Here is a 22,308-nt window from a genome sequence, read left to right as displayed (position 1 = left end):
GGAGGCCCGCCTCCCCAGCCTGACCTTCTCTGGCCGGCGCCAATCGGCACGCCCGGTTCAAGCGGCGCGCAGCACCCCGAGAAAGTCGTCCACCCTCTTGTTGAGCCCCTCGGCCTCGCGCAACAAGGATTGAGCGGCGGCCAGAACCTCTTGCGAATCCTGGCCGGTCCGGCTGACCGACGTCCTGACCAGGGCGATGCCCTGGGTCAGGGTTTCGGTGCCGCAGGCGGCTTGCTGCACGCTGCGCGAAATCTCCTGGGTCGCGGCGCTTTGCTGCTGGACGGCCCCAGCGATCTGGGCGGCAATCTCGCGAATCACGCAGATCGTTTCGGTAATCGCGCCAATAGCGGCCACGGCCTCGCGGGTGGCCTCCTGGACACCCCCGACCTGCTGGGCGATTTCGCTGGTGGCGCGGGCGGTCTGGCCGGCCAGGGCCTTGACCTCGCCGGCGACGACGGCAAACCCCTTGCCCGCCTCACCGGCCCGGGCTGCCTCGATGGTGGCATTCAGGGCAAGCAGGTTGGTTTGGCCCGCGATCTGTTCAATCAGGCGCACCACCTCGTCGATCCGGGCCGTAGCGCCATCCAGGCGGCCCATGAGGGTCTGGTTGGCTTCGGCCTGGGCGGCGGCTTCCTCGGCGATACCGCGCGCCCGCTCGACCTGCCCGGCGATCTCGCCGATGGACGCGGTGAGTTGCTCGGTAGCCGAGGCCACGGTCTGGACATTGGCCGAGGTTTCCTGAGCCGAGTCCAGCACCTGCTCCGAGTCATCACTGACCGAGGAGGCGGTTTGAGCCAGTCCGCGGGCCACCCGATCCATGGCGCCGGCCGCCTCGCCCAGCGTTCGAATCAACCCGCCCACCCCTGTTTCAAAGGACTGGGCCATCTCCAAGGTCAGGTGGCGCTTTTCAGCATCGGCGCGCGCTTTGATCTCTTGCTCCCGGGCCCGCAGGGCGTCCATGGCAAGAGCGTTTTCCTTGAAGACCTGAACGGCCTGTCCCATCGCCCCCAGTTCGTCCCGACGCCCGACCAAGGGGATCTCCACCGTGGTATCGCCTTGGGCCAGCCGAGACATGGCGGTGGTCAGGGCGCGGATCGGACGCGACAAAGCCTGTCCGATCCCTAGGGCCAGGACACACACGACCAAAGTCAGCCCCGATGCGACTCCCAAAAGGGTGGTGCGGGTTGCGATGGCCTGGGCCAGAATGGTCTCCTGCGGCACACTGATGATGAACCCCCAGGTCTCGGGCGCCCGGCCGAAGCGTACCGGCACCATGACCGCTTGGCGGGCCTGCCCGGTGGCGGGATCGACATAAGCCGCTTCCCCCCCCTGCCCTGCCGCCAACCCCTGAAGCAAGGTCTGGACCCAGGGCTCGTCCACCGGCTTGCCCAAGCGCTGGGGGTCGGGATGGGCCACCCATTGGCCATCGGCCGACACCAAGCTGGCAAAGCCGGTCCCCAGAGGATGCAAGGCGGCCAGGGTGGCCTGAACTTCCCGAAGGTCAAGATCGCAGGTGGCCACCCCCACGGGACGGTCCTTCGCCACCACGGGCACCACCACGGTGGTCATGAGTTTGCTCACCCCCTCCACCTCGAAGAGATAGGGGGGGGTAATGGCCTCGCGGTTTTCGTGGATCGGCCGGTAATACCAAGCCTGCTCGGCGGGATCGCCGGTCAGCGGTGTGGTTTCCAACCCGATGCTGCTGCCGTTCCGAAAGGCATACAGCAGCAACCGGCCTTGCGCATCGCCCAAAGGGGTTCCGGCATAGCGCTCGTCCTGGCCATCGGCATTGGGTTCCAGGCCATAATAAACGCCGGTGATGCCTGGATTGGCCGCAAGAACGCTGCGCATGGCCTGGCCCAGGGCAGCGCGGTCAAGGGAACCCGCGGACAAGAAAGAGGCCATCCAGCGGGCATTGGTGCGCGCCGTGGTCACGGCTTGATCAATCTCGCGCGCCACGTTTTGCGCCTGGCCCTGCGCCTCACCGCGCATCAGGGCGAGAGCATGGCTTTCCTCGCTGTTAAACTGAACGTGACTGACCAGAGCGACCAGTCCGCCAAGACCCAGCAGCGTTACAGCGAGGAGAGGCAGGGCGATACGGGCGCGAATGGATATAAAGAGTCCAGTCACTTTCCTAGCCTCCTGTCTGTGGCGTATCTTTGGCTTTTTTCTGAGGCCAAGCCCACATCGGCAGGGTAACAGCCTCTCAAGTGGTCCGAAAAGCTAAATACTGATTAAATTTGATTAGCAGAACCCAACAAAAACTAACAAATTACCGCACCCCCTGATCGGAAAGACTCTAAAAACTCTGGAGTGCGCGATGCCAACCTGCGTCTTCAAACGCGCGCTTCTTTTCACTTTTTGGGGTTTTTTGACCCGCCGTCAACCAAGTTTTGCCGCTTGAAACCAAGCCCGCCGCCTCCCGGTGAGAGTGTGAGGGCGGCAGCGCTCCAGAGGCGGCTCCCTCAAAAAAAAGCGGCACCCCCGACGAGAGGTGCCGCTTTTTTGGCCTCAGCCCCCCGAGGGAAGAGCGTCTGCGCCCCTTCCCCCGAGGCTCCCCCTCAACTCAGCGCAGACAACCAAGCATTGAGCTGCGCCGTGGTCAACGCCGCCACTTGGCCCGACGTCAGGGCGTTGGCCTGCGCGGTGCTCAGGGCGGCCAGATGGGCCGTGGAAAGACCCGCGAGCTGGGCGGTGGCAAGGGCCGTGACCTGGGCGGTGGTCAGCTCACGGATATCGTTGGTGGACAGGCTGCTCAACTGATCGGTGCTCAGGGCCTGGATTTGGGCAGAGCCGAACGCCGCGACTTGGGTGCTGGAGAGCGCCGACAGGGCCCGGGTGGCCAGACCGGCGATTTGGGTCGTGGTCAAGGCTCCAACCTGGGTCTTGGACAACTCCGCCACGTCGGCCGTGGTCAGGCCGGCGAGTTGGGTGGTCGTCAAGGCCTGCACCTGGGCGGTGGACAGGGCCCCCACCTGGGCGCTGGAGAAGGCCGACAAAACGGTGGTCCCCAGCCCCGCCACCTGACTGGTGCTCAAGGCCGCAACCTGGGTTGCCGTCAGCGCCGCCACGGTGCTGGTGGCCAGAGCCCCCATCTGAGCCGTGGTCAACCCGCGGATCTGAAGCGTAGACAGGGCGCTGATCTGAGCGGTGCCCAAGCCCTGGACCTGATCCGTGCCCAACGCGCCAAGCTGGGCGGCGCTGAGGCCGGCAACCTGAGTCTTGGTCAAGGACGCAAGCGCCGCTGAGGTCAAACCGCTCACCTGGGCCGTGCTCAGGGCGCCCACCTGGGTCGCGCTCCATTCCCGAAGGTCGGTGCTTGACAGCGCCGACAGTTGGGCCGTGGTCAGGGCTCCCACCTGCCCGGTCGCGAGGCCCGCCATCTGGCTACTGGACAGCGCCGCAAGGTTGGTTGTGGACAAGCTCGAGAGCTGATCGGTGCTCAGGGCAGCAACCTGGGTCTTGGTCAGCTCGGCAATGTCCGCCGTGCTCAAGGCGTTGATCTGGTCGGACGCCAGGGCCCGGATCTGGGCCGTGGTCAGGCCGGCGCTCTGGGCCGAGGTCAGGGCCGAAAGGTTGGCCGTGGACAGGGCCGAGAGCTGGGCCGTGGTCAGAGCCGCAATCTGGGTCACGCTCAGTTCGCGAATATCTGCCGTGCTCAGGCTGTTGAGCTGGTCGGTGGTCAGACCCGCCATTTGCGCCGACCCCAGGCCGGCCACCTGGGCCGAAGTCAGGGCCGAGAGGGCGGCCGTCCCCAGGCTCCCCATCTGGGTGGCGGCCAGCGCGCCGACCTGGGTCTTGGACAACCCGGCCACCCCGACCGTGCCCAGGGCCGCCACTTGTGCGGTGGTCAAGGCCTTCACCTGGGTCTCGCTAAGGGCGGACATCTGCGCCGTCCCCAGGGACTGGATCTGGTCCGACCCCAAAGCCGCGATCTGAACCGTGCTCAAGCCTGCGACCTGGGTCTTGGTCAAGCCCGAGAGCGCGGTGGAACTCAACGCCGCTACCTGGGCCGTGGTCAGGCGTCCCAGTTGGGTGGCGCTCAGGTCGCGGATTTCCGCCGTCGTCAGGGCACTCACCTGCGCGGTGGACAGAGCCTGGATCTGGCCCGAGGTCAGCCCCCCCATCTGGGCGCTGGAGAGCGCCGAAAGGGTGGCCGTGCTCAGACCCGCCACCTGAGTGGTGCTCAGGGCGGCCACTTGGGTGGCCGTCAGAGCCGCGAGGGCACTGGTGGCCAAGGCGCCCAACTGGTCGGTGGACAAGGCCTGAACCTGGGTGGCTCCCAGGGCCGCAACCTGCGCCGAGCCGAGCCCCGCAACCTGCGCGGTGCCCAACGCGGCGATCTGCGCCGTGGTCAGGCCCCCCACCTGGGTCTTGGTCAGGCCGCCCAGTGCGGCCGAACTCAGGCTGGCTACCTGGGCCGTGCCCAGCGCCGCCATCTGGCTGGAGCCGAACTCCCTGGCATCAGCGGCCGACAGCGAGGCCAGTTGGGTGGTGGTCAGGGCGCCCAGTTGGGCCGTCCCCAGGCCAGAGACTTGGGAGCTGGTCAGGGCCGCCAGGGTCGCGGTGCCCAGCCCGGCGATCTGGGCCGTAGACAGGGCGCCGACCTGGGTCTTGCTCAACTCGGCCAGATCGGCCGTGCCGAGAGCGTTGATCTGATCGGTGGTCAGCGCCTGAACCTGGGCCGTGGTCAGGGCCGCCACCTGGGCACTGGACAGCGCCACCACGTTGGCCGTGGACAAAGCCGCCAGTTGGGCAGTGCCCAAGGCCGCCACCTGGGTGTTGGTCAGCTCGCGCACATCAAGGGTGGACAGGGCGTTCAACTGGTCGGTGGTCAGGGCCGCCACCTGGGTGGCGCCAAGGGCGGCGCTCTGGAGGCTCGTCAGCGCCCCCAGGTTGGTCGAGGACAAGGCGGTGATCTGGGCCGTGCTCAGGGCCTTAACCTGGGTTTCGGTCAGCTCGCGCATGTCCGTTGTGCTCAGGCTGTTCAACTGATCGGTGGTCAGGGCCGCCACCTGGGCGGAGCCCAAGCCGGCCACTTGAGCCGAGGACAAGGCGACCAGGGCGGTGGTCCCCAGGCTCGCGACTTGCGCCGTGGTCAGAGCCCCCACCAGGGTCTTGGACAGCCCGGCCACGGCAGTGGTGGTCAAGACGCCCATCTGAGCGGTGGTCAGCGCCGCCACCTGGGCGGTAGACAAGGCGCTGGTCTGGGTGGTGCCCAGCGCCTGGATCTGCGCGGTCCCCAAGGCCGCCACCTGGGCCGTGGTCAGGCCACTGATGTGGGTACTGGTCAAGCCGGCCAGCGCGGCGGTGCCCAGAGCGGCACTTTGGGCGGTGGTCAGGGCGCCCAGTTGGGTCCCGGTCAGTTCACGGGCATCGGCCGCCGACAACGAGGCGATCTGATCGGTAGCCAGGGCCTGGAGTTGGCTCGTGGTCAAGGCCCCCATCTGCTTGCTGGTGAGTGCCGCCAAGGCGTCGGTCTTGAGACCGGCCACTTGGCTGGTGGTCAGCGCCGCCACCTGCGACACCGACAGCTTGTGCGGGCCCCCGTCAATTCCTTTGAGTTTTAACCTTGCGGCCGTACTCCCCAGGCGGAGTGCTTCATGCGTTAGCTGCGACACCGAGGTACATGTACCCCGACATCTAGCACTCATCGTTTACGGCGTGGACTACCAGGGTATCTAATCCTGTTTGCTCCCCACGCTTTCGCGCCTCAGCGTCAATACCGCGCCAGGTGGCCGCCTTCGCCACTGGTGTTCCTCCCAATATCTACGAATTTCACCTCTACACTGGGAATTCCACCACCCTCTCACGGATTCAAGCTAGACAGTATCAAAGGCATTTCCAGGGTTGAGCCCTGGGCTTTCACCTCTGACTGATCTAACCGCCTACGCGCTCTTTACGCCCAGTGATTCCGAACAACGCTTGCCCCCTTCGTATTACCGCGGCTGCTGGCACGAAGTTAGCCGGGGCTTCTTCTGGTGTTACCGTCATCATCTTCACACCCGAAAGAGCTTTACAACCCGAAGGCCTTCTTCACTCACGCGGCATGGCTGCGTCAGGGTTTCCCCCATTGCGCAATATTCCCCACTGCTGCCTCCCGTAGGAGTCTGGGCCGTGTCTCAGTCCCAGTGTGGCTGATCATCCTCTCAGACCAGCTACCGATCGTCGCCTTGGTGGGCCATTACCCCGCCAACTAGCTAATCGGACGCGGGCCGATCTTGGAGCGAAATTCTTTCCCCCGAAGGGCGTATACGGTATTAGTCCTCGTTTCCAAGGATTATTCCGTACTCCAAGGTACGTTCCCACGTGTTACTCACCCGTGCGCCACTCATCCCGAAGGATGCGTTCGACTTGCATGTGTTAGGCCTGCCGCCAGCGTTCGTCCTGAGCCAGGATCAAACTCTCAAGTTAACCTCGAAAGCCGAGCCTTTTCTCAATCACTTATACTTGGCCATAAGAACTTCAAAGGTATCGAACGAGTCGATATTCTTTTCGTCTTACTCAAGATGAGCGGTTGAGGAAGATCTCTCTTCCGACAGCCCCGGTTCCCCGAGAGCCGCCCGCCCATCTCTTTCGATCGCGTTTTCTTTTACAATGTCAAACAGCAGACCGGCGAACCGGCAATATTGACTAAGCACTTAGTTTCGACTACCGTCACATCGTCCGATGCTTCGTTCGTCGTCACCAAGGCGGCGGTTTTTACTAGCACCGCCCCACCGTGTCAACCGCTTTTTTTAGGGCCGCCACACCGACCAAAACCAGCAAGGCGCCCCGGGCGGTCAACCCGGAAGGCAAGGAAACTACTCCCCGCCCCGTTCCAGCGTCAAGCCCTTTTCCCGGATCCGCTTGGCCGTTGTTCCCAAAGGGAAAAAAGCCGCTACAAAACCCGAGGAGCCTGCCCCCGAAACCCCTCGGCGCCGTTGTCGGTGCGTCGGGAGGGCGGGTTATACGGGGGTGACGCCGCCCACGCAAGCGAAAAACACCGATAAAATGAGGCTTATTCGGCTGCCGATGCTCCCCTGCTGGCGTCGGGCGCGTGGCACGCCACCCGACGCCATGCCCGCCTAGTTCGCCTACTCGCGACCTGGAAGTGGGTCGCCGTCACCAAGAACGCTGTTTAGTTTACCACCACGCGGCGGTTCGACAAGGTGCGAGCATCTTCGTGACGACCGAGGCTAGCGCAGCTCCTCGCCCAGACCAAACGAGGCGAGGCCTGTTCTTGACCTTCCTGCTCACTCATTATAGTGGCGGATCGACGGCACGACGCTACGGTTGCGACGGGTCACATCCTTCAGGGTGACAGGGGTGAACATAGCGGATATCTCGGCGCCCTTTCCTCACTTTGGCAGCCGCACGGGCGGATTACCGGAAAACGTACGATACTCAACGTCTTTAAGAGATACCTTTTCTTATTTTTTCTTCTGTTGGGGGTGGGGGATGGAGGATTGGAAAAAGTTTTGGGGGAAGGCCCGGCCCAAGGGAAAGATCGGGGCTCACCCGGCGCTTTATCATGCCCTAGATGTCGCCGCATGCGTCGAGGCCCTCCTGAAAGCCGACCCAGGCCGGGAAGCGCTGTGGGCCGCCACCCTGGGGGTGGAGCGCGAGACAGCAAGAGCCGTGGCGGTTTGTTGCGCGGCGGTTCATGATCTCGGCAAGCTCTCGGCCCCTTTTCAAATCAAGGTGCCGGCGCTGTGGCCGTCGTGCCTGGGGCAGCCTGCCAGTCCCCCGTCCCCGTCTCACGACACGGCCGGGTGGCTGTGGTGGCAGGCCAAGGCCCCGAGCGAGGCCACGTCCCTTGCCCCCTTGATGCGAGCGGCGTTCGGACACCATGGGGAGCCGCCGCACAAAAGCGATGATCTCAGCCCCTTACGCCTTGCCATGGCTTTCCCTCCGGCAGCCTCAGAGGTGGCGGCGGAGTTTGTCCGGTGGGTGTTCCAAACCCTGCCGCAAAGGCCGATCCCGGTGCTGCGTGAGGATCGAGCCACGGCGGCCTCGTTTCTGCTAGCCGGCTTGGTCACGCTGGGCGATTGGCTTGGATCCTCGCAAACGTGGTTTGAGTACACGGCCCCCGATCTGACATGGGGGGCCTATTGGGCCAAGGCGCAAGCTCAGGCCCAAAAGGCGGTGGCCGCCGCTGGGCTTCAGCCCGCCCTTTCGGCGGCGCGGCTGGGCTATACCGACCTGGGGATCGACAAACCGCCAACGCCGTTACAGGCTTGGGCCCAGGACGTCGCCCTCCCCGAGGGACCGCTCCTGGTGGTCTTGGAAGATCTGACGGGGAGCGGCAAAACCGAGGCCGCCTTGATGCTGGCCCATCGGTTGATCGCCAGCGGACGTGCCCAGGGGCTGTACTTCGCCCTGCCGACTCAGGCCACCGCCAATGCGTTGTTTGATCGCTTGGCCCGGGTGATACGCGCCTTCTTTGCCCCCGACACCACACCGTCGTTGGCCCTAACGCACGGCGATAGAGCTATGCACCCGGGCTTTCGCGCGGCTCTCAACCGGGGAGCGGCGCTTGGCTTTGAAGCAAGCCAGAAGAGGCAGGAAAAGCCAGAGGGAGACACGGTGGCGGACATCTCGGCGGAAGCCCAGTGTGCGGCTTGGGTCGGGGAAGACCGGCGCCTCAGCTTTCTTGCCGATATCGGCGCCGGCACCTTAGACCAAGCCTTGCTCGCCATTTTGCCGGCGCGCCACGCGGCCGTGCGGCGTTGGGGGCTGCTGGGCAAGGTGCTAATCCTTGATGAAATCCACGCCTACGACGCCTACATGGGCGAGGAAATCATCGCCCTGATTGAAGCGCACGCCGCCGAGGGCGGACACACCTTGCTGCTTTCCGCCACCCTCCCCCAGAACAGGCGCCGAGCCTTGGAGGAGGCGTTCCACCGGGGGACCAGCACACCACGTCCGGCCTCACGCGGCTTCGGCGCCGCAGGACAGGCGCTGGCCGCCAAGTTCGCCCACCCTCCCAAGCCCCCTCCCCCGCCCCCGGAAGGCTTCCCCCGGGCCGGCGTGGTCAGCGCAGACCACCAAACGGCGGATTTTCCGCCCCCTTGGCCGGCGCGGATACGACGGTTGCCCGTGAAGCGCGTGGACAGCATCGACCAAGCCCTCGCCCAGGTCGCCGCCGCCGCCCGGGCGGGCCAAGCCGTTTTACTGCTGCGCAACACCGTGGACGAGGCCCTGTCCAGCCATGCCGCCCTGCGCGCCCTTGGGCTTGAGCCCTGGCTCTTTCACGCCCGCTTTGCCTTGGGCGATCGCCAGAACATTGAGCGCCGGGTGATGGAGACCTTTGGCCGCGAGAGCACGCCCGAGCAACGCCGGGGACAGATCCTGGTCGCAACCCAAGTGGTTGAGCAATCGCTTGATCTTGATTTCGACGCCCTTTTCACCGACCTCGCCCCGATCGACCTGCTGATCCAGCGGGCCGGCCGCTTGTGGCGCCACCTCCGCGCCCTGCGGCACGGCGCGCCCGTGCTGCACGTCATCGCGCCCGAGCGGAGCGATCCCGCCGCCTGGGTCCGCCACCTGCCCCCGGGAACGGCAGCGGTCTACCAAGACCTGGGCGTCCTGTGGCGCACGGCGGAAACCCTCGAGGCCGAGGGAGCCTTGGACCTCCCCGAGCGCGCCCGGACCCTGATCGACGCTGTTTATGACGCAACCCGAGCCGCCCCCCTCCCCGATGCCGTGGCCCGGGCGGCCGAAGAAGCCCAAGGCAAGGCCTATGCCCATCAAAGTCTGGCACGGACCCAGGTTCTACCGCGCCACGAGGGCTACCGCCGGGTCTCGGCCTGGGAGGACGACCGGCGGGTGATGACCCGCTGGGGCGAGCCAACGGTTTCGGTCGTTCTGGCACGCCTGGAGGATGGCCATCCGGTCCCCTGGTGTCCCGCCCCTGCGGAGGCGCCGCAGGATATGGGCTGGCGCCTGTCGCGGGTTACCCTGCGGGCTCACCAGATTGCCGCCGATCCCGATCCGCTGCCGGCTCTGGCGGCCCTGCGGGCGTCGTGGCCGGCTTGGGAGCGGGACATGCCGATCGTGCTCCTGCACCCGGACGGCAACGACGTGTGGTCCGCCTCGGCGCGTGATGACCGGGGGCGGCCGGTGAGGCTTCGGTATAGTCGGGAAAGGGGAGCGTCTTTTGGGGAAGAGTGAAGGGGAAAAGGAAGGCTGGGGAGGCGCGGCCTCCCCAGCCTTCCTTTTTATTTCTTGCCAACGCTCCCTTCTCCCCTACCCTTTCCTCAAGCCCCTTTGTTCCCTGGACCGCCTCACGTTGCCCCCAGGGATGAACCGGTTTTAAGGGTTGGGAACAACCTTCCGAAAGGGGAGTTCCCTGCCGTTTGCAGGGATGAACACTAAAAATAAGATCGTCGAGAGTTGGGGAGGGGCGACGCCCCAGCTTTCGTTGATCGAGCTTCTTCAACAAAAACACCATTGACGATTACCTCCTCCTCCCCCATCCTTATGCCATAAGGTTTTAAGGGTAGGAGAAACCCGATGCCTTTTAGCCTGCTGGACAACCCGTGGATCCCCGTGCGTCGGGCGAGTGGGAAACATGAACTGATCCGCCCGGACCAGATCACCGAAGGCATCGAGAGCGACCCCGTGGTGGATGTGGCAGCGCCCCGGCCCGATGTGTCGGCGGCGCTGCGAGAGATGCTGGTCGGGCTGTTCACGACGACCCGTGCCCCCGAGACCGAGGCGGACTGGGAAGAGACGTACCGTCATCCGCCGTCGCCCGAGATGGTGCGCGAGGCCCTGGCGCCGTTGGCGCCGGTGATGCAGCTCGATGGGGAGGGGCCGCGCTTCTTCCAAGATCAGGAGGCCTTGGCGGGAGAAGCCCTGGGGGTGGAGGCGTTATTCATCGACGCCCCAGGGGAGGAAACCATCAAAAACAACAAAGATTTGTTCGTCAAGCGCGGCAAGATCACCGTGCTCTCGCGTCCAGCGGCGGCCTGGGCGCTGGTCACCTTGCAGACCTACGCCCCCTCGGGGGGGGCTGGACATATGACATCCCTGCGGGGCGGCGGGCCTCTGACCACAATGCTGCTGCCGCCCGCCACCCCAACCACCGACACCCTATGGCATCGCGTATGGCTTTCTGTCGAAAGCGCCGCGCAGCTTGAGGCCCGCCGGGTGGGACAGCCCGACGGAGGAATCGAGACCATCTTTCCCTGGGCCGGACCAACCCGGGTCTCGGGCAAGGGCGGGGGACGTACCACCCAGGCCCAGGTGGATCCCCTGCACGTTTATTGGGGAATGCCGCGCCGCCTGAGGCTCTTATTCCGCCCAGCGGTCCCCGGGGAGGTGTGTGACCTAACCGGGCTGGCCGATCCGGTGATGGTCGAGGGCTTTATCATGCGGCCCTACGGCTTTCAGTACGGCGAAGGGGGCTTTCAGCATCCACTCAGCCCCTATTACCGGCTAAAGCCCGGCGCCCCGTGGCTGCCGGTGCATGGCGGTCCCTCAGGGGTCGGCTATCGCGACTGGTTAGCCCTGGTGACGGGTGACACGGCCCTAGCGGAGAGGTCTTTGCGTCGTCCGGCTCAGGCTGTGAGCACCGCGCGCGACCGCCTGCGCCGCCTCGGTGTTCGCACAGGGGCTCGACTCTCGGCGGCAGGCTTCGACATGGACAACATGAAAGCGCGCGGCTGGGTGGACGCCCAAATGCCGCTGTTGGTGGGTGAAACCGAAGAGGCCCAGCAAAACCAGGACACCCAGGCCCGCCTTCTGGTGGCCGGGGCCGGGGTGGTCGCGGGAGCGGTCGGGTATGCGGTCAAAATGGCCTTGTTTGATGCACCCAAAGACGCCCGGGGTGACTTTTCGGCGCTTCAAGACCGCCTGTGGGCCGACACCGAGCCCGCCTTTTTGCAGGCGTTGGAAGTGATCAACCGCCCCTCCCCCAGCCCCGAGGTGGCACGCCAAGCGTTTTTACGGGTCCTGGAACGCGCAGCGCTGGCCATTTTTGATGCGAATGCGCCGGTGGAAGGGGTGGAGCACGGGGCCTTTCGGCGTGTTGTGCAGGCCCGAGGCTGGCTGACCGGCCATTTTGTCCCGGCGACCAAGACCGGCAAGACCCTGTATGCCGCCCTGGGGCTGGCGCTGCCACAAGCAGCGACCTCCAAGGGCAAAAGCAAAAGGAAACCCGCCGCATGACAAAAGTTTCTTTTGATCCCGGAGCCCTGGCTCTGGAGTGGTGGACAACGGCGCAAAGGGATCGCGGTGCCTTGGCGCGTCTGCGCCGTTGCACCAGCGTGACCGAAGCCTTGCTGGAGAGCCCCACCGTGCTCTTGTGGCGCTGCTTTGGCGCTCAAGACAAATCCTGGGCTCTGCTTCGGGCCGGAGTCATGGCCGCTGTTCTGGCCCATGTGCGCGACGACGCCCCCCTCCCGGTGGCCCGCGTCCTGGGCGAGGACAAGGGCGGGAGCCCCTTGCTCTCGGAGGGACGCCTGCGCCGCTTGCTGTTGGTGCCGGACATTGACAGCGCTCCCGATGAGGTATTGCAGGCCCACAGTCGGCTCGTGCGTTTTTTACGCGGAAAAGTCAATGTCTCTGATTTAGCGGCATCACTTTACTGGTGGAACGACCGAACACGTCAGAGATGGGCCTTCCAATACTACCACGTTGATCCCCCTAGGTCTGATGCTCCCGATCTTTCTCTTTTTCCCGCTGGTGGAGAAGCCCCATGACGACCTTTGTCCAAATTCACGCCCTGACCGCCTACCCGGCTGCCAACCTCAACCGCGATGACAGCGGGCGGCCCAAGACGGTCACTATGGGCGGCGTGCCCCGCTTGCGTGTGTCGAGCCAATCGTTGAAGCGGGCGTGGCGGACCTCGGACGCATTTCAGCAAGCCCTTGACGGTCACTTGGGCCAGCGCACCAAACGCTTGGGCGACGAGGTCGTCTTGCCGCACCTCCTCGACCGGGGCATGACGCGCGAACGGGCCGAGGCGGTGGCCAAGGCGATCGCCGATGTGTTCGGTAAGCTGGAGGGCGACGACAAAAATCCCCTGCATCTGCGGCAACTGGCCTTTATTAGTCCCGAGGAACGCGCCGCCGCCCTAGCCCTGGCCGATCGAGCCTTGGCCGGGGAGGCGGTCGAGAAGGAAAAAATCCCCGCAGACGCCGTGTTGCGCCGCGCCGACACCGCCGCCGACATTGCCATGTTTGGCCGGATGCTGGCCGACGATCCTCGCTACAACCGCGAAGCGGCCGTGCAGGTGGCCCATGCCATCACCACCCACCGCGTGGTGGTGGAAGACGATTACTTCACCGCCGTGGACGACCTGAAGGCCGAGGGCGATGCCGACGACACCGGGGCCGGCCATGTCGGGGTGCAGGAGTTCGGCTCGGGCCTGTTTTATCTGTATGCCTGCATTAACCGCGACCTACTACGCGCCAACCTGAAAGGAGACACGGGCCTGGCCGACACCGCCGAGCAAGCACTGGTGCGGGCCATGGCCACGGTGGTGCCCAAGGGCAAGATCAACGCCTTTGCCCACCACACCCGGGCCAGCCTTGTTCTGGTGGAACACGGTCACTTCCAGCCCCGCGGCTTGTCGACAGCGTTCCTCAAGCCGGTGCGGGGCGAGACTATCATGTCCGAGTCCATCCAAGCCCTAAAAGCGCAGCGTCACGCCTTTGATACGGCGTATGGCGAAACCCCGGCCCATGCCGTGCTTGATACCACCGGGGTGTGGGACGAGCGCTCGGCCACGGTGACGTCGCTGGAGGCCCTGCTGGCGTTTGTCAAGGAGGGGCGGAGATGACGCTGTTCTTGACCCTCACCTTGTATGCGCCCCTGGCGGCCTTTGGTGCAATCGCGGTGGGCGAAACCCGCCCAAGCTGGCCGCGACCGGGGCGCTCGGCGGTGCTGGGAGTGGTGGCGGCCGCCCTGGGCCTCGCGCGTGACGAGGAGGAGGCCCTGGCAAGCCTGGGGCGCGACCTAGGCCTTGCGGTGCGCGACGACGCCCCGGGTCAGCCCCTCAGCGACTACCACACGACCCAGGTTCCTGCGCAAAAACGCGGCCGGGTCCATCGCACGCGCCAGGAGGAACTGGCGGCACCGGACCTCAACACCATCTTGTCGCAGCGCGAGTATCGGACAGACGCTCTGCACAGCGTCGCCTTGTGGCGCCGGCCCACGGCCGATCCGGCGGGACCGTCGCTGGAGGCCGTGGCCCAAGCTCTACGGCGGCCGGGGTTTGCGCCTTATCTGGGACGGCGGAGTTGTCCCTTCGGCCTGCCCCTCGACCCCCAACTGATTGAAGCAGCAACGGCGGCCGAGGCCCTAGCGGCCCGGGTCGTGAAAGCACCGGAGCAAGCCCTGCGCACCCGGCTCAAGGCCACGGGGCAGCGTCTCGCCGTCGATCTTGATGCCCCCGATCGCGCCTTACGTCACCAACCGTCCGAGCGGATCGAAACCCGGCGCGACGAGCCCCTCTGCTGGGGCCGGCGACAGTTTCGCGAGCGCGCGGTGGCGGTCTTCACACCCAAAACGACAGAGGAGGCCCGGTCATGATCCCCTGGACCCTCAGCCGGGTGTCGATCCGCAAAACGGTCGCCACGCGAGCGCTGGTTGGGCTGCTTTTACCCGAGGGACCAGACAAGCCGGTCGCCCCGGCCACCGGACATCGCCTCATCTGGTCGTTGTTCGCCGATGCGCCGGACCGATCGCGCGATTTCCTGTGGCGGGCCCTGGACCCCGGCCGCTTCCTGGTCTTGTCGCATCGGCCGCCTTGCGATCCGCATGGCCTGTTCGACATCGACACCAAGCCCTTTGACGTGCGCTTTCGGGCGGGACAACGGCTGGATTTCTCGCTGCGGGCCAACCCGACCGTGGCCCGACGGCGCGAGGGGCGTCGCTCACAACGCTGCGATGTGGTTATGAACGCCCTGCACGCCCTCCCCCCCGACGAAGACCGCCGCACCGCCCGCCCCCGCCTGGAGCGCGAGCAGGGGGTGGCGTGGCTGGAGGCGCGGGCGGCCGCGTGCGGCTTTGCCCTCGCCCGTCACGACGACACCCCCCTGGTGCGTGTCACCGGCTATCGGCCGCATCGCCTCGCCCGCTCGGGGGCAGAGCCCCTCCGGTTCTCCAGCCTGGATCTTGATGGCACCCTGACCGTCATTGATCCCGAGCGGCTTTATGCCAGCATCCAGCGCGGGATCGGCAGCGGCAAAGCCTTCGGCTGCGGCCTGCTCCTGGTGCGCCCGGCGCTGTCGTGAGGGAGGCCCCCCAGAATGACCAACGGCCTGCCAGGATTGACACCCCCGCGTCCCCTGCCCCTCAAGGATCGGGCGGGCTTGGTGTTCATCGAAAAAGGTCAGCTTGATGTGATCGACGGTACCTTTGTGATCGTCGATGCCACGGGGGTGAGGACGGTCATCCCCGTGGGCGGCGTGACCTGCCTTATGCTGGAGCCGGGCACGCGGGTCAGCCATGCTGCCGTGGCTCTGGCGGCACGAGCAGGAACCTTGATGATTTGGGTGGGCGAGGCCGGGGTGCGCTTGTATGCCGCTGGTCAGCCCGGGGGAGCGCGCTCCGATCGCCTGCTCTATCAGGCCCGCTTGGCCCTGGAGGACGGGCCGCGTCTTGCCGTGGTGCGGCGGATGTATGAGATCCGCTTTGGCGAGCCGGCCCCGGAACGCCGCTCGATCGACCAACTCCGGGGGATCGAGGGAGCCCGGGTGCGCGCCCTCTACAAAGGACTGGCGCAGCAATACAACGCGACCTGGGATGGCCGCCTCTACGACCCCGACGACTTCGAAAGCGGCGACCTTGCCAATCGCTGCCTCTCCGCCGCCACAGCCTGCTTGCACGCGCTGGCCGAGGCGGCGATCTTGGCCGCAGGCTACGCTCCCGCCATCGGCTTTCTTCACACCGGTAAACCCCGCTCGTTTGCCTATGATATCGCAGATCTCTTCAAGTTCGACACCGTGGTCCCCGTCGCCTTCCGTGTGACGGGCGCGGTTCAGACCCATCGCCCCATCGAGGGACGGCCCGTTGGCGACCCGGTGCGCGCGGTGCGCCTTTTGTGCCGTGATGCGTTTCGTCGAACCCGCCTCTTGGAAAAAATCATTCCAACCATTGAGGACGTGCTGGCCGCCGGAGGGTTGACGGTCCCCGACCCTGCCCCGGAGGCCCAGCCGGTGGCGATCCAGGAAAGGCCTTCAGGAGATGTTGGTCATCGTGGTTGAAAATGCGCCGCCTCGTTTGCGAGGACGGCTTGCCGTATGGCTGCTCGAAGTTCGCGCTGGGGTCTATGTCGGGGACTACGGCGCCCGAATACGCGACATGATCTGGCGGCAGGTCCAGGAAAACATCGGCGACGGCAACGGCGTGATCGTGTGGAGTGCCCCCACCGATGCCGGATACGACCTGGACACCTGCGGAGCCCATCGCCGAATTCCCGTCGATTTCGATGGTCTACGTCTGGTTTCCTTCCTCCCTCCCCCCACCCAGGGAACACCGGACAAGCAAGAACAATAAGGGTACAAAATTCGGTGCGCTGATTGACATCAGAAAGAGCCTATGATTACAATCCTTTCCAGGAAGAGTGTTCCCCGCCTGCGCGGGGATGAACCGCCTTCTGGGATGTCGAGCTAACCCCCCGGCAAGTGTTCCCCGCCTGCGCGGGGATGAACCGCTCTGCCCTTGTCCTGGGACGCGGTTTCGGCCGTGTTCCCCGCCTGCGCGGGGATGAACCGGCGGTTGGCCTCGACCGCGTCCTTGTTGGGGGGTGTTCCCCGCCTGCGCGGGGATGAACCGGCCGGGCGCTCGAAAAAGTCCTCGCGGTACAGTGTTCCCCGCCTGCGCGGGGATGAACCGCCCCCCTCGTGCCCCAAAATGCTCTCCAAGAGGTGTTCCCCGCCTGCGCGGGGATGAACCGGAGGATATCTATAACGATCCTACGATTACCCAGTGTTCCCCGCCTGCGCGGGGATGAACCGGCATCAGCGTATTTTTCGACCCGATCTTGTCGGTGTTCCCCGCCTGCGCGGGGATGAACCGGTAGGCGTCGGCAAGCGCCTGGAGGTCGGACGGTGTTCCCCGCCTGCGCGGGGATGAACCGCGCATCCGGCGTCACTAGCAGGGATTTTTGCCGTGTTCCCCGCCTGCGCGGGGATGAACCGAATATCACTCTCGCCCGCTCGCTTTTTGGGCCAGTGTTCCCCGCCTGCGCGGGGATGAACCGGCGATGGACGGGCACTTTACTCGGCCGGAAGAGTGTTCCCCGCCTGCGCGGGGATGAACCGGCGCGGGAACCGAGTTTTAAGCGGCTCCAGATGTGTTCCCCGCCTGCGCGGGGATGAACCGTCTTGCAACATATACTGGGCACCGCCGCCCAGGTGTTCCCCGCCTGCGCGGGGATGAACCACCCCATAGGCGCCCCGGACCCCGCCTAGAGGCGATGCCTCTAGACCTCCCTTTTTCTTGTTGATTGATAAAAGAAAAAGAGGGTTTGGGGGGGCATCGCCCCAAAAAAAAATCGGGCGCCAGCCCGATATCCGCCAAGCGCATCGCCCAAAACCCCTTGATAGCGTCTCCACCAAGCAATACTCTCTCAGGGAGAACCCTTCCCCGGAGCCCCGTCATGCTGCCACCGGTCCTGGAACTCTATGCCCTCTGGCACCCCCGAGACGACCGGCAGGCGCGGCCGCTGGCCGAAGCCTTGGTGGACCACTACCATGGCGACCTGTTCTCCGGGCTGATCGGCGGCGCGATTGAGGTTTGCTTTCGCTCGGAAGGCTGGGGAAACGAGGCCGACAGCGCACCGCGTCCCCTGGTCCTGCCCGGCGACGCGGGACCGCTCCCCCCGGCGGCGTATGGGGCAGTGTTGTGCTTCCTGGGGCCGGGCCTGGCTCGGGCCGTCGCCCAGCCGGGGCCGTGGCGCGATGTTCTCCAAGCCCTCATAACCCGGGCGCACCACGACCCCAATCGGGTCATTCTGCGGGCCGTGGCGCTGGAAGGCGATCCGCTGGCGCGGGAGCCCTTGCGCGGCTGGTTTGGCGCCACCCAACTTCTCGCCAGCCCCGATCCACTGGCGCCGAAAGAGGACAGGGCCGATACCCTGTGCCGCGACCTATCCCAATCCTTGGCGCAGGCCCTGACCTGGAACGCGCAAGCGCCAGGGCGCATCCAGATTTTTCTTAGCCACACCAAACACGCGGCCCCGGGGGAACGTGAGAGCTTGGCGGCGTTTGTCGCTGGGGTGCGGCGGATCATCGGCAATACCCGCCTGGGGCTGTTCTTCGATGCCAACGTGTTGCAGCCGGGCGACGACTGGGCGCAGGTGTTGGAGAGGCACGCGGCGACCAGCGCCCTCCTGGTGTTGCGCACCGACCATTATGCCGAACGCCTGTGGTGCCAGCAGGAGGTGGCGACGGCAAAAACCCTGGGCATGCCGGTGGTAGTGCTCGATGCCTTGGAGCGGAGCGAAAGCCGGGGCTCGTTTTTGCTCGACCACGCCCCGCGCCTGCGGGCCACCAAAACGGGTCCCCGTTGGGACGAAGCCCCGGTGCGCCGCGCCCTCGGCGTCCTGGTGGACGAGTGCCTCAAGCGGGCCCTGTGGCACCACCAAGCGGCGTTGGCCGGACCCGAGGCTGGAGTGGACTGGTGGGCTCCCCACGCTCCCGAACCTTTGACCCTCACCCACTGGCTGAACAAGCATCCCTCGTCCCGAGGCCAGAGGGTGATCTTGCACCCCGATCCGCCGTTGACCCAACGCGAGACCGAGGCGCTGGAAGCGGTGGCGGGCCTGGCCAAGCCCCCTCTTACCCTCACCATCCTGACCCCACGCACCCTGGCCGCCCGCCCCTCCTCCCTGGACCGCCTGCCCCTGGAGGGCAAGCGCCTGGGCCTGTCCGCCTCGGATCAGGTGCCGGACCTGGGCCGGCGGGGCCTGGATCGGCGACACCTCCGGCTCGCCCTGGCCGAGATGGCCCGCTTGGTGCTTCTCGACGGCGGCACATTGGCCTGGGGGGGCCACCTGGAGCCCGAAGGCTTAACCCCACTGCTGTTGGAGGAAGTGCGCCGCTATGGGCACAGCGGCAGCGGCCAAAACACCCCGGCGTCCGACCTCCCCTTGCTGGTGGTGCTGGCATGGTCGGTACACCGCGCCACCCCCTTGAGCGTCTTGGAAGCGACCGACGCCCAGTTGGGCAGCTTTGGCCGGCTGATCTGCCTCAACCGAACCGGCGAGGAGATCCCGTTTTGGAGCGAGCGCGACGAGGCGCCCCAGCCCGTCTCCGATCCCCAGAGTATCGCCGAAAGCCTGTCGGCACTGCGCACCACCTTGACCACCCTGACCTGTGCCCGCTTGATGATCGGCGGGCGCTGCCAGGGCTTTACCGGCCGAGCTCCTGGCTTAGTGGAAGAGGCGATTCTCAGCCTGAAGGCCGGCCAGCCCCTCTATCTGGCGGCAGGCTTCGGCGGCGCTACCGCCGAAATCGCCCGCACTCTGGGCCTCCCGGTGGACGCCCTCCCCCAGACGGCCCCACGCAACCCCAGGCTGGACGCAAGCTTGGCCGCCCTCGCAGACCAAGCCCGCCTCACCCCCCCACGTCCCCAACGGCCTGTCCCCCGACGATCAAGCCCTCCTGGCCCGCACCCCCGCCCCAGCCACCTCGCCACCCTGGTCAGCCAAGGTTTGGGCCGCTGGGCTTCCTCATTGAAGACGCGCTAGAACCGCCTCGGCGGCTTGAGTCTTAGGATGCTGAGGGCCAAGAACTTTGCGCAACCCCGAAACCGCTTCGGCCAGCATAGCGCGGGCAAGGTCAAGCTCTTTCATCTGGGCCACGATGAGCGCCAGAATACCCTGGCTATTCAAGGTGTCCGGATGCTCAGGACCAAGAACGCGACGACGAACAGAAAGAACCTCCTCCTGCAACGCCCGCGCCCCGGCATGGTCGCCCTGGGCTTTCAGGGTTGACGCCAGATTGTTCTGGCTGGTCAAGGTGTCCGGATGCTCAGGACCAAGAACGCGACGACGAACAGAAAGAACCTCCTCCTGCAACGCCCGCGCCCCGGCATGGTCGCCCTGCGCCCAAAGGGTTGACGCCAGATTGTTCTGGCTTCTCAAGGTGTCCGGATGCTCAGGACCAAGAACGCGACGAMGAACAGAAAGAACCTCCTCCTGCAACRCCCGCGCCCCGGCATGGTCGCCCTGGGCAGAAAGGGTTRACGCCAGATTGTTCTGGCTGCTCAAGGTGTCCGGATGCTCAGGACCAAGAACGCGACGACGAACAGAAAGAACCTCCTCCTCCAACGCCCGCGCCCCGGCAGGATCGCCCTGGGCTTTCAGGGTTCCCGCCAGATTGTTCTGGCTGGTCAAGGTGGCCGGATGCTCAGGACCAAGAACGCGACGACGAACAGAAAGAACCTCCTCCTGCAACGCCCGCGCCCCGGCAAGGTCGCCCTGGGCGCGCAGGGTTTCCGCCAGATTGTTCTGGCTGCTCAAGGTGGCCGGATGCTCAGGACCCAAAAGCCGGCGGTGCGTTTCGACCACGGTATGGTATGCGTCCCGAGCCGGACCGGCGAGGCCGGCCTCCGAGTAAAACCAGCCAACCCACCCCAACACACCAGCCTCCGCTTCTGTCTTTGGGGCAGCGGTCAGGGCTTGAGCGTGGGGAATGAGGGGGGCGAGGTCGCTGTGGGATCGGATATCTGCCACGGCGGGTAGAATCTTCTGGAGTGCCGTGACCATGGCCTCTCGCAGTTGGCTTTGCCGGGCATCGGTATAGGCGTGCAGGACGGTGCGGCAGACCAGAGGGTGGACCTGATACATCCCGTCGGCGACCTCACACAGGGAGTGAGAGGCGGCGCCGTCTGCTGCGACAAAGGCATCGTCCTCGTTGGGTTTGTGCCCGTCCGTCTGCGCGATCACCTTTGCCAAAAAATCAAGCGGCAGGGGAAGAGAGGGGGCGCCGCAGGCGGCGAGGCGCAAGGCATCCCGTTCCTCATCCGATAAAAGGGTCAGGCTGGACAGTAAGGTGTTGGCAATGCTGACATCATGACCGTTGGGCAGTTCCAGGCGCAGCCGCTCCGCCAAGTGGAGGGCCGCGACATCCCGCTTTTGTATCCCCTCCCAGACCGTCCGATAGCCCCGTTTCTCGACCAAATGCCGCGCCACATCGACCGCCAGGGCATGCCCGGCCAACTCTTTGACAATCGACCGCGCCCAGGCCTCTTCCTGATCGTTTTTCGGCGGGGCATTGAGGGTCAGCAGGGTATAGGCTTCGGTGTCGGACAAGGCGCCGAGGTCGATTGGGGTGGCAATTTCGCCGAGGCCGCGATCGCGGGTGGTCATCAAGGTGCGTCCCGCCCTTGTCGGGGCGAACCATGCCTTGGCTTGATCGGCCGTCAGGCCATAGGGCAGATCATCCACCACCCAGAGATAGGGCTGTGCTTGGTGGTCGAGCGCCGAAACGACTGCCTGATGCAGGGCATCGGGATCGCCTTTGGGAACCGCAAGCCTGAGGGCCGTGGCCACGGTGCGGTAGGCGTCGTCCAGCCGGGCCTCTCCCGCGCCATGTTGGGAATCTTCAGCGCGACCGCCGCCGGCTCGCAGCCAAAACACACCGCCCGGCCACGCGGCGGCGAAGCGCCGGGCGTATTCTTCGGCCAACAAGGACTTGCCGATGCCGCCCATTCCCTGAACCACGGCCTCGCCGTTGCGCGGGGCCAAACCATGGGTGGTGGGAGCCAGCAGCACCGAGCCTTCGGCCAACCCGTCGTGCACCGCCCAAATCTCGCGATGCCGCCCGATAAAATGCTGAGGCCCACCGTTGCAGGGTAAGCCAACCCACCGTTTAGGGGGCGCCGCCCCCCTGCCCAACGGCGCCTCGATTGCGCAAACCGAGTCCTTGATCTTCTGGACCAAAACGCCGAGCGCATCGGGATCGTCCGATAAAGGCGACCACCGTGCACCAGTCAACCGACGCGGCACCAAATGGTCGGCCGAGGCCTCGGGATTAAGGATCAGCACCCGCTGCTGCCACTCGCGACCCGCCGCAATCAAAGCGGCGGCTAACTCCCAATCGCAGGCACGGCGGGTGCCATAGGTCTTGGAATAAAGGGCGACCAAGACCTTGCTGTAAGCGAGCCCCGTCTTGATCCGATCCGGGATGTCCGCAAAGGTGGGGATACTGCCATCATCGAACCACACCCGCAGCCCTTCGCCGCGCAGAGCCGCCACCACCACTTCCGCCCTCGCCCGGTCGGCGCTCGCGTAGCTGAAAAACACTTCATACCTTGCCTCAGCCATAGCCCCTCCGTGCCCTTACCCCTGCGAAGGGTATCGACATC

Annotated in this window: 12 protein-coding genes, 1 rRNA gene and 1 CRISPR repeat array; of the genes, 9 read left to right on the top strand and 4 right to left on the bottom strand. The window is 65.6% G+C overall.

The window, feature by feature from the left end; all coding sequences use genetic code 11:
• Nucleotides 1–57: 57 nt before the first annotated feature.
• From RSPPHO_RS10775 to RSPPHO_RS20545, 3 genes are all read right to left on the bottom strand, one after another.
• The gene (locus tag RSPPHO_RS10775) at nucleotides 58–2,130 is read right to left on the bottom strand and encodes a methyl-accepting chemotaxis protein (RefSeq protein WP_014415277.1); all 2,073 of its coding nucleotides are present in this window, start codon (nucleotides 2,128–2,130) and stop codon (nucleotides 58–60) included.
• A 431-nt stretch (nucleotides 2,131–2,561) separates the two neighbouring features.
• Nucleotides 2,562–5,390 carry a beta strand repeat-containing protein gene (locus RSPPHO_RS18960; RefSeq protein ID WP_197535601.1) on the bottom strand — a complete coding sequence of 943 codons (2,829 nt, stop codon included), beginning with the start codon at nucleotides 5,388–5,390 and terminating at the stop codon, nucleotides 2,562–2,564.
• Nucleotides 5,388–6,414: ribosomal RNA gene (locus tag RSPPHO_RS20545) — 16S ribosomal RNA — on the bottom strand. Before RSPPHO_RS20545 ends, RSPPHO_RS18960 begins: the two co-directional genes overlap by 3 nt.
• A gap of 1,026 nt (nucleotides 6,415–7,440) precedes the next feature.
• Here RSPPHO_RS20545 and RSPPHO_RS10765 point away from each other — a divergent pair.
• The 9 genes from RSPPHO_RS10765 to RSPPHO_RS10725 all read left to right on the top strand — a co-directional run bounded on the left by RSPPHO_RS10765 (nucleotide 7,441) and on the right by RSPPHO_RS10725 (nucleotide 19,687).
• Nucleotides 7,441–10,155, top strand: coding sequence for a CRISPR-associated helicase/endonuclease Cas3 (locus RSPPHO_RS10765; RefSeq protein ID WP_051013828.1), 2,715 nt, complete (start codon nucleotides 7,441–7,443; stop codon nucleotides 10,153–10,155).
• Nucleotides 10,156–10,497: 342 nt separating this feature from the next.
• Nucleotides 10,498–12,156, top strand: coding sequence for a type I-E CRISPR-associated protein Cse1/CasA (gene casA, locus RSPPHO_RS10760; protein WP_014415274.1), 1,659 nt, complete (start codon nucleotides 10,498–10,500; stop codon nucleotides 12,154–12,156).
• On the top strand, nucleotides 12,153–12,689 hold the full coding sequence (casB, locus tag RSPPHO_RS10755; RefSeq protein WP_051013827.1) for a type I-E CRISPR-associated protein Cse2/CasB: 537 nt from the start codon (nucleotides 12,153–12,155) through the stop codon (nucleotides 12,687–12,689). The genes casA and casB overlap by 4 nt, the downstream gene beginning before the upstream one ends.
• Complete coding sequence (gene cas7e, locus RSPPHO_RS10750) at nucleotides 12,686–13,771, top strand: type I-E CRISPR-associated protein Cas7/Cse4/CasC (RefSeq protein ID WP_014415273.1); 1,086 nt, start codon at nucleotides 12,686–12,688, stop codon at nucleotides 13,769–13,771. The genes casB and cas7e overlap by 4 nt, the downstream gene beginning before the upstream one ends.
• Complete coding sequence (gene cas5e / locus RSPPHO_RS10745; RefSeq protein WP_014415272.1) at nucleotides 13,768–14,523, top strand: type I-E CRISPR-associated protein Cas5/CasD; 756 nt, start codon at nucleotides 13,768–13,770, stop codon at nucleotides 14,521–14,523. Before cas7e ends, cas5e begins: the two co-directional genes overlap by 4 nt.
• Nucleotides 14,520–15,227 carry a type I-E CRISPR-associated protein Cas6/Cse3/CasE gene (cas6e, locus tag RSPPHO_RS10740; RefSeq protein ID WP_014415271.1) on the top strand — a complete coding sequence of 236 codons (708 nt, stop codon included), beginning with the start codon at nucleotides 14,520–14,522 and terminating at the stop codon, nucleotides 15,225–15,227. The genes cas5e and cas6e overlap by 4 nt, the downstream gene beginning before the upstream one ends.
• Nucleotides 15,228–15,242: 15 nt before the next feature.
• Nucleotides 15,243–16,199: a type I-E CRISPR-associated endonuclease Cas1e gene (gene cas1e, locus RSPPHO_RS10735; protein WP_014415270.1), complete on the top strand. Its 957-nt coding sequence runs from the start codon at nucleotides 15,243–15,245 to the stop codon at nucleotides 16,197–16,199.
• Nucleotides 16,180–16,491: a type I-E CRISPR-associated endoribonuclease Cas2e gene (gene cas2e / locus RSPPHO_RS10730; protein WP_014415269.1), complete on the top strand. Its 312-nt coding sequence runs from the start codon at nucleotides 16,180–16,182 to the stop codon at nucleotides 16,489–16,491. The genes cas1e and cas2e overlap by 20 nt, the downstream gene beginning before the upstream one ends.
• A gap of 67 nt (nucleotides 16,492–16,558) precedes the next feature.
• Nucleotides 16,559–17,380: direct repeats of the CRISPR family, unit length 29 nt; unit sequence GTGTTCCCCGCCTGCGCGGGGATGAACCG.
• Between the two features lie 216 nt (nucleotides 17,381–17,596).
• Complete coding sequence (locus RSPPHO_RS10725) at nucleotides 17,597–19,687, top strand: hypothetical protein (RefSeq protein WP_041795105.1); 2,091 nt, start codon at nucleotides 17,597–17,599, stop codon at nucleotides 19,685–19,687.
• Here the strand turns inward: RSPPHO_RS10725 and RSPPHO_RS10720 are convergent.
• Nucleotides 19,670–22,267 (bottom strand): tetratricopeptide repeat protein, encoded by a 2,598-nt coding sequence (locus RSPPHO_RS10720; RefSeq protein ID WP_014415267.1) that lies wholly within the window; start codon nucleotides 22,265–22,267, stop codon nucleotides 19,670–19,672. The genes RSPPHO_RS10725 and RSPPHO_RS10720 overlap by 18 nt on opposite strands.
• Between the last annotated feature and the right edge of the window lie 41 nt (nucleotides 22,268–22,308).

This window comes from Pararhodospirillum photometricum DSM 122, assembly GCF_000284415.1.
In the GTDB taxonomy this organism is placed as follows: domain Bacteria; phylum Pseudomonadota; class Alphaproteobacteria; order Rhodospirillales; family Rhodospirillaceae; genus Pararhodospirillum; species Pararhodospirillum photometricum.
Note: the sequence above shows the minus strand (reverse complement) of the source record. Positions and strands in the feature narration are given on the sequence as shown.